At 39.2% G+C, this 9,256-nt stretch carries 5 protein-coding genes and 1 pseudogene; all 6 read right to left on the bottom strand.

The window, feature by feature from the left end:
• Positions 1-6 precede the first annotated feature (6 nt).
• Positions 7-1,029, bottom strand: a complete 1,023-nt coding sequence (locus CWC14_RS14640; protein ID WP_502705427.1) for an Lnb N-terminal periplasmic domain-containing protein — start codon at positions 1,027-1,029, stop codon at positions 7-9.
• A gap of 132 nt (positions 1,030-1,161) precedes the next feature.
• Positions 1,162-1,289: pseudogene (locus CWC14_RS20045) on the bottom strand (hypothetical protein); the annotation flags it as partial.
• A gap of 75 nt (positions 1,290-1,364) precedes the next feature.
• Positions 1,365-1,847, bottom strand: coding sequence for a DUF3015 domain-containing protein (locus CWC14_RS14645; protein WP_064665233.1), 483 nt, complete (start codon positions 1,845-1,847; stop codon positions 1,365-1,367).
• A gap of 20 nt (positions 1,848-1,867) precedes the next feature.
• Positions 1,868-2,989 carry an ISAs1 family transposase gene (locus CWC14_RS14650; protein WP_138563584.1) on the bottom strand — a complete coding sequence of 374 codons (1,122 nt, stop codon included), beginning with the start codon at positions 2,987-2,989 and terminating at the stop codon, positions 1,868-1,870.
• Between the two features lie 404 nt (positions 2,990-3,393).
• A complete protein-coding gene (locus CWC14_RS14655) occupies positions 3,394-5,307 on the bottom strand; it encodes a prolyl oligopeptidase family serine peptidase (protein ID WP_249928758.1) in 1,914 nt (637 codons plus the stop codon).
• A gap of 85 nt (positions 5,308-5,392) precedes the next feature.
• Complete coding sequence (locus CWC14_RS14660; protein WP_138563586.1) at positions 5,393-8,596, bottom strand: TonB-dependent receptor domain-containing protein; 3,204 nt, start codon at positions 8,594-8,596, stop codon at positions 5,393-5,395.
• Between the last annotated feature and the right edge of the window lie 660 nt (positions 8,597-9,256).

The raw sequence follows: 9,256 nt of genomic DNA on the forward strand, positions 1-9,256 counted from the left end.
GTTGGCTTAACCAGATCTCAGATCAATTAAGTAAAGGTGCTCAAGCTGTAAATGCTCATCTGTATAACTGGCGTTGATATCTAAAAAACTAATTTGTGCGCCGGGTATAAACCCAGCAGAGCTGTCGAGCAAGTCATGGTAGGCTAATCGATAAGCCAGCTCTGTAGTTTGCCCATAGTTTTTAGAGTCAGATCTTGCCAAAGCAACACGAGCAGAGCCATGGCCTTGCTCTGGTGATACTGTAGGCTTTGGTGGTTTGGTTAGCGGCGAGGCAATTTTATACTGACTGCGTTTTCTTAGCAGTTTAGTTAAGCGCGGCGCAATATCATCTCGGTTTAAACCTTGATCATAAAAATTAAAATTAAGCCACTCATAAGCTACTTCATAAATTGCGACGCTATGCTGGGCAGTAAACTGGCTGTTATCAAACTCTGCACCTGCCATTAACTGCTTTGCTGCCGCCAGCTCTTGTGGAGTAAGCTGTTTTGCGTAATGATGCAGTTTAGTACCAAATGCAGGGCGATAATCTGGTGCTTGGAGCAAACCTTGTTCATTTAGTACCACCACCGTATCTGAAGGGATCGCGTGAAAGTTAAATGAGCTGGTTAAATCCAGATCATCGCGAGCCAATTGTAATAACGCCAGCAACTGATAAGAGCAATTTTCATCGGCAAAATAATAATCAAATGTTGCCGACTGCATTTCCCATAAATGCCATAAAATACGTTCAACCTCAGATTCAGAAAAACTCAGCGGGTATTCCCAAATATCTCGTGATTCAATATCACTGTATTCACGCACCTTGCGATAATAAGGCATCAGGCTAAAGTTACCAGGGTATTTACCGATCAGTCCTTTTAATGCATACAGGGCAGCATTGTCATTTTCATCCGGTTCTGCGGCAAAGTTAACGGCAAACGCCACCAGCTCTTTATGACGCGTTTGATCTTTGGCATCTATACGCAGCAAGGTATGGCCAAACATTGACGAAGGACTATTCATATAAGCGGTTGGAAAAACCAGTGTCATCGCTTTGGGATTAATAAGGTTTCGCCACGTATCAAGTTCCGGGCACTCTAGTGCTGCCCAGTCATTCGTAACCTGTGCTTTGAGCCATTGATAACGCGCTGGAAACTGGCAAATAATGGTTTTATTTTGTTGCTCGAACTCTTCCAGCGTTGCTGTAAATTCAGCTTTAGGATCCGTTTTACCCAAGGGGATAGAAAAAAAGCAGTATCATCGACATCGCTTTCAAAACCACCACTAAGCTGCGGTCGATAATAGCCCAACTTTAACCAGTAGGGTTTTTTCCAAAGAGGTTCAGCCGCAACAGGTTTAGCAAAAATGGCAAAACAAAAAAATAATTAAGATAGCGTGTATGCTGAAAGTGATGCATCACTTGCTACAACTGAGTTTAGGTTTTCTAAAACAGTTTGAGAAGTCACGTTTTCAGATGTGAAAACAGTGGCAAATTGGCTTTGCGCTAGTGCATTAAATGCTGCTTTATCTTGATCTTGAACACCCCAGATCTCAGCAAGCGTAGATAACGTTTCGCCTTCGCCTTGTGACATATCACGTGCTAATTGTTCCATGTTGCCATCGATAAATTGCGCGATTTTGGCTGATGAAGTAACAGTACCTGTACCATCACAACCAAGCGTACCAAATGTAATACCAAAGGTTTGGTTACCAGACGTACCGTTTGTAGTTGCACCCAATACTTTTACTGCTTTACCGTCTTTACCGGCAAATAACATTGAACCCAAACCACAACCAATATCTTGATCGGCCATTGCATTTGAGAAAGGAAGAAGTGAGATAGCTGCTACTGCGATTAGTTTTTTCATCAGGGCAAGAGCATGAAAAATCACTTGCTATTCAATACCTTTTCTAGATAGCACTCGTTTCGAGCTGCTTTTAGCTGTTTAGCCCGCACACCCTTCTTAAAGGATGTCTCTTTCTTTAATAAATTCAATGCAATATGTCTTACACCAGCTAGCACTTCTGCCGCGCCGTCGCGGCGTATACGGCAACCATCTTCATTCATTGCCACATCCAAACACCAATGAAGACTGTTTTCAATATGCCAATGCGCTCGTGTAGCTTCAGCTAGCCTTTGCGCACTCATGTTTGCAGAGCTGATGTAATACCTATATGTTAATTCACCTTGCTGTTGGTTATCCGCTTTACGGTAAGACACTATCACGCCTACACTTTGTAAATTGGGCCAACTAGCACTTGCAGGAATTTGAGCCATATCATGGCAGACAACAGCCGCCCTGAATTCTTCTCGACCTCGCTGATAATCTACTTCAGTTAATAAGCTATCAGTCGCTATCTGGCGTGATATTTCTGGTTGTAAGAGCTGTTTTACTTGTTCAAATAAGTTGCCCTGATTGGCTTTGAGAGCCAGCAAATAATCCGCTTCCTTTTCTATAATTTGCTTCGCAATCTCCTTTTGACAACCCATCGCATCAATCGTCACTAAGCAACCTTTTAGCTCTAGTAACTGAAGCAACTCTGGGATTGCGGTGATTTCATTGGACTTCGAGTCGGTCTTACATTGACCTAACGTCACACCATTTTCACAGGCAAACGCACTGACAATGTGGATAGCATCTTTTCTATCTGGTTGTTTAAATGAACCTTTTAGTCTTTTTCCATCAATGGCAACCACACTGCCGTCTGTGAGTTCACTACAGCTTTGCATCCATTGAGAGAAACAGGCTTGAAACTGGGTCATATCAATGCGGCTTATGACCCGTGCAATCGTGTCATGCCGAGGCACACCGTTCGATAGTGCGATAAATTTCCGTAACCAAGATAGTTTGTCATGGGCAAAATCTTCTATTTCTTCCCAGCCTTGGCAACCTGCGATTACGGCACTGATAGTTAGAAACAGAATATCGAATAACGGATGTTGCACTTTGCCTTGCTGGCGTGGGTCATCAATGGAAGAAAAATGTTCGAATAATGTATTGGCTGACATAATTGGGCTGCTTAATCTGAAAAGCAGTATAAGATCATAAATTTATGTCAAGGTAAAGTTCATGATCTTGCCCTGAGGCTAGCATAAAAATAAATTAAATAAAGAAGTAATTACCCAAAATAAAAACTAACTAGTTATCTTCTCTATACAGAAAAGAAAAAGCATAGTAGAACCATGCTCAAGTCAGTATTTATACAACTATTGCATAAAGAATATGAATAAAATTCATTCTATAAATTTGCAATAACACAGCTCTTTTACATGTTTATGATTTTTGAGAATTAATAAAGCCCATAATCAAAATAGCAACGGCAAAACTGTATACCTTACACATTCAGTAATTGCCGCAGCTATCGTTTTGTAAATTATTTCAGTCACCTACTAATGATTATCAATTAAACAACCTAATTCTTCAGAGCGCATTTATTATCTAGCCAATTAATTAATTCCGAATAGAATGTTTTCTTGTGATCATAAAAAAGCGTGTCGGAGAAGTGATCAGCGTCTTTTAAAACTACATATTTATAATCTTTGTTATATTTCTTTAACTCAGATACAAACGCTTCACTATGCTCAATTGGCACTCGCCCATCGATATCACCGTGTACTACTAAAATAGGAACGTTAACTTTTTTAACTTGTTCAACAGGAGACACACCCGCGATAGTTGGTTTTTGTAGCTTACTTAAGAGTGGATTATCATTAAGTGTTGCATTTATGCGATTTAAGTCGCTCACACCAGCCCCAGCAACCGTACATTGATAAATGTTTTTATCACGCATAGAAGCTGCGAATGCAGCATACCCACCATAACTCCAACCAAACATAGCAAGCTTATTTTTTACAGCCAGTCCACTATCAACAAGATACATCGCTGCGTCATCTAAATCATCTTGCATTTTCAAGCCCCAATTTTTATCACCGGCTTTCCAATGTTCGAGACCATAACCTGTCGAACCTCGGTAATTTGGTTGGATAACAACATAGCCATTTGAGGCCAATAATTGAGACCATTCATCAAAAATAACTGTATCTCTAACCCATGGACCTCCATGAGGCAATACAATTGCTGGAAAAGGAGCTTTACCTTTGGGAATAGTTACATAGGCTCTTATCTTACGACCATCGCGCGCTTTATAGCTTACATATTTAGTTTCACCGAGCTTATCTTTATCAACGAAAGGCATTCTTTCGCCTAGTTTGATAATATCCTTCTTATTCAAAATAACGTAATAGGTACCAGGATCGCTATCTGATTGTGTCATTAACACTAAAGTATTATCATTTTCAGAGTGACTAACAACACTGACATAACTGTCTGGATGTAATTGTTTAACACCATCATAAATCGACTGTCTCTGCGGATCTGTGAAGTAATATTCTGGATGTTTAGATGTATAAGAAAAACCTAAAAGCCTATCATCTTTGTCTTGAATGATGCTATCGACATCAGCAGACTTTAAACCAAATAAACGGTCTGAAAATGTTTTTGTTTTAATATCATATAAATAAGCACCTGTCGTATCTTCACCACGATTTGCAATAACATAAAGCTTATCTGGCTCCTCTGCTGAAACACCAGAGATAGTGAAGGTTTCACGGTTTTTACCACTTACGCTATGTATTTTTATCCAATCATCATCCCCCTTTTCTCTTGCATAAATATCCACAGCCTGCTCGGCTAAATTAAACCCTTGTCCAATTCTAATGTCACCATCTTTGTCTGCAATAAAGCCATTATTAACTTTATCACTTCCGCGAACTATGGTTTTCAATCTACCGTTTGTAACATTTAATTTAACAACGTCAGGAATGTAATTATCATTTACATCCGTTTCAACAAGTATATGTTTATCATCATCTTCTAATAAGTCGATAATTTTAAACCCTTGGCGGCTTTGGCGAAATGGAATCAACCACTTACCTTTACCATCAGCATCCGTGATTGCAAACTGAGTAACCCAGTACTTGCGACCGCTATCCTCTAATAATTGACGAAAAGTTACTCCTAGCTTTTCATTATTAAGCCATAAGATACTAGAAACTCGCATTTTATCTGCGCCAAGTCGAATTGGTTCAGCTTGTAAGTTTTTAGTATCTCTGATTTCTAAGATGTAATCACCATCTTTACTGGTACCTACAAGTATTGCTAACTTGCTACCATCGGGGGAAGTCTGAACACTGCGCATGGCAGGAAGAATTGAAAAAGATTCGACAGTTGATAATTCAGGCTTTACTTCTTGGCTATAAACATTGTTTGAGAGCACTGAGCCTGCAATAAAAACAGATAAAGAAAAGGCCAACAATTTAGACATCATTATGTTCCTTATTTAATTAGCTGACATATATACCTAAAAAGGCTTCCATAATAGAAGCCTTTATTTAGTAGATTACTTCAAGCTTTTAAAATTGTGCTTTGAAGTTGATGAATGGAGTACGACCGAATGTATCGTAACCAACACCTAGAGGGATGTTGTGGCTAGAGAATGAACCATTAGGATCAACCTTAGGTGGTGCATCATTAAATACATTACGAATACCAGCATTGATACTGAAAGCATCAAATTGCATGTTAAAGCTAATGTTATGAACCCAGTAATCTTCTGTGTAAGCTAAAGGTCGACATTGTAAAGGTGCTCCAGATGAGTTAGTAAGACCAGTACAGCCATCAGTAAACTCTTCAAATTCACCTAGATCATCTTCTTCACCTTTGCCGATATAGCGTGTTTCCCAATTAAATGAGTAATCATCATATGCAAACTTAATACGTCCATATGCACGCCACTCTGGGTAATCTGGCTCACCAAGGTTATCGTCTACAGTTCCAAGTACATCGTATTTAGACTCAGTCATCTTAGTCGCTTGTAAGTCAACTGTTAGGCCAAAGTTTTGTTCATACAATAAAAAGTCTTGATCATAGTAAACATTGAAGTCATAACCTTTTGATGTAATCAAACCGATATTGATGAAGCTACCATCAACTAAATCAATTTGGCCACTTTCACCACGGTCAATACGACTACAAAATGCATCATTACCGTCAGCGCTATAACATTGGTTTACACTATATCCAGCACTTGGCTCAGCGATACTATTAGTAACTTCTATATCAAAACGTGTAGCTGAGATAGTGAAATCGAAATCATCACTAAATGGCTGTTCAAATACGAAACCATAGGTTTTCGCAATCGATGTTTCTGGGTTTAATTTTTCAGAACCACCCGTTACAACTTCTGTACTTGTTGAAGACGTAAATGAAGCTGAACCATCTTGACCAAGACCTAGCGTTGTAGGATCAACACCTGATGCACTACATGCAGCGAGTGTTGATGCATCACGCGAATCTTGATTTGGATCGTAGGTAATTGAATTAGGATCGAGTGGATCACCAACGCGCGCCTCTGAAGGGACTACACATGGATCTGAAACTGTATTAAAACCAGTTGTTCCATTCAAGAAACGCTCACGAAGATTAGGCGCTCGGTACGATGTACCTTTTGTTGCACGCAAAGTGAACCAATCAACAGGACGATAAACACCTTTAAGGCTGTAAGTGCTTTCAGCATCGTAGAAACTTTCTTCTGAAATACGTCCTGATGCTGTAATTGTTAATTCTTCCATATACTCAAGGCCGCGAGCTAATGGAAACTCAAATTCAGTAAATATCTCTTTTAAATTACGTGAACCATCTGCACCTTTATCCGCATACCAATGAACCAGCAGACCTTCAGATGCAACAGCATTTGGGTTAGATTCTATTTCATCGCGGCGGAACTCAGCACCTAAAATAACGTTTACTTGCTCACTATTCCAAGGTAAAGCGAAAAGTTCACCACCGATGAAACCGTTAACCACTAGCTGATTAACTTTTGTTTCCATATACCGTTGACTAAATAAGAAACCAGCTTCAGCTTCAGTTAGTGACCCCCCACCAGCCTGGTAAATGTTATCAGCGAATAAGTTTACAGGGACACAGCCATTTGAACTATCTGCACAACTTACAGTACCATCGTCTGCAACAACTGTATCTAATGACTGCGCTAAAAAGTTAGCGTTAATACCATTGTAGCTATCTGTGCCTTTAGATGCACTGTATGACGCATACACATCATAGTACCAACCATTTAGATTAAGCGCTTCAAAAATTGGAAGGTCACCAGTTACACCTGTTACTAAACGGTACTGAGATACTTCAACTTCCGCTCTATCTCTGTCACCACGAATATTTAAAATAGGCTGAACTGATTGTGGACCTGCAGGACCAGCTCCTAGCATTTCAAAACAGTCGATGCCATAAACACCACATGGGTTATATGCATTTTCAGCAGCAACCGTTGGGAAGAACTGATAGCCTGGTGTAAAGCTTGGCGATTCACGACGTGCGTATAAACCTTCATAATAAAATGTGGTATTAGCATCATCATTAAATGAATGTTCGCCATTTAACATAACTGAAAAACGTTTATTTTGGCTTAAGTAGTCACCACTTCGATAATAGTCAGACTGCTGATAAGCATAGAATGGGTCTGTAAAATCAACATCACGAAGGCCATCACCATTACCATCAACAAATACACCATCGCCTTGGTCAAAATCGATAATGCCATCACCATTAAAGTCACCAGCAACCCAACCAGGGAGATACCCTTCTAGGCTTGAGGCAACTGTTGTTTCACTAAAATTAGGAATACCTGTATTTGAGAATCCTGGCGTACGGTATACACTTCCCCAAAAGCTAGGAACAGACATACGGTTTGTCAGCGGAAAAATATCACAGGCACTGTTTGAAGCAATAGGTCCATTACCTGAGTTACGTGTAATAATATCACCTTCTTCAGACTCCCAAATACGCTCTTCGCAGCCCTGCAAGAATGGGTTGCCTGCACGTGATTGAGACTTTTGATCTGTATATTCTGCACCAACCGTTACGAAACCATTGTCATAGGTCGTTCCCCACATAGCGGACATAACAGTTTCTTCACCGCCATCACCTTTAGGTTGCTTATAAGAACCTTGAACTTCAAAACCTTCAACATCCTTACGAAGAATAATATTAGCAACACCAGCTACAGCATCAGAACCATAAACTGTTGAAGCACCATCAAATAGGTTTTCAACACGCGAAATCATTACACCTGGGATAAGATTTAGATCGGCAGATGTTGGTGCTCCACCTACACCAGCAGGAGCCATACGGCGTCCGTTTAAAAGTACTAAAGTTCGCTCAGCGCCTAACCCACGGAAACCGATTGTTGCAGCACCCGGACCGTTATCCAGTACATAACCTCCAAAAGTATTATCTATTTGTGCACCAGCCGCCTGGTTAGTTGTTTGTAACATAGCACCAGCGTCAAATAATCCCATTTCACGTGATATATCACCACTGATAACTTGTATAGGTGACGCTTGTGAAAATTCAGCTCGGCGAATACGTGAACCGGTAACTTCAATTCGTTCTGGTTGTTCTTCTTCTAAAGAAACTTCAGCTGCTTGAGTTGTCTCTTGTTTAACTTCTTCTTCAGCTGCAAATGCGGCAGAAGCAAAAGAGGCACTACCTAATAAAAGAGAGTACTGAATAGCTCTAGATAACGACGTTTTTTTAAACATTGATTAATCCCCTGACTTATTATTTTACTTATGTTTAGCAAATGTAATTTGCAAGTAAAATAATACACCAAAAAGGGATTGTTACAATAAGACACCATAAAACCAGCAAAAAATTAACATAAAAAACAAAATGAAACCAATGAGCAACAAGGAAAATTACAATAACCTGGAACACTACAGCCTTAAAAAACAAAAAACATCTATTAAAACAGACAATTAAAAATATAGACTACATGTTTTTTTAGCTTCATTAATTGCACATCTCTTAAAAACACTAAAATGGTTACCTTTCAAACACTAATAAAACACACAAACGTAAACACAAAGTTACACTTCTTAATAAAAACGGCTTATGAACTTCTTGGATGAAAATGAGTAAAAAATCCATTACCAATATTTACCCACAGTAAAAATTAGATAAATTTAACTTTAAAATTAAATGGTTAAGGTTATTAAAAGTCCCAACATGTAACCAAGTAAAAATTATACCCTTCTTAACATACGGAGCATTAACGTGTGATATCTCGTTAGTTTTTACTTTAACGAGCTTAAACCAACGAATAAACAACGTCTTAAAAATTGCCATTTTAGGTACGCTGATTCATTTGACTCTTTTTATAATTTACAATCACAACATCATAATTAACCTGAGCTTCGGAT

The sequence above is a fragment of the Pseudoalteromonas sp. S3260 genome (assembly GCF_005886925.1).
Classification (GTDB): domain Bacteria; phylum Pseudomonadota; class Gammaproteobacteria; order Enterobacterales; family Alteromonadaceae; genus Pseudoalteromonas; species Pseudoalteromonas tetraodonis.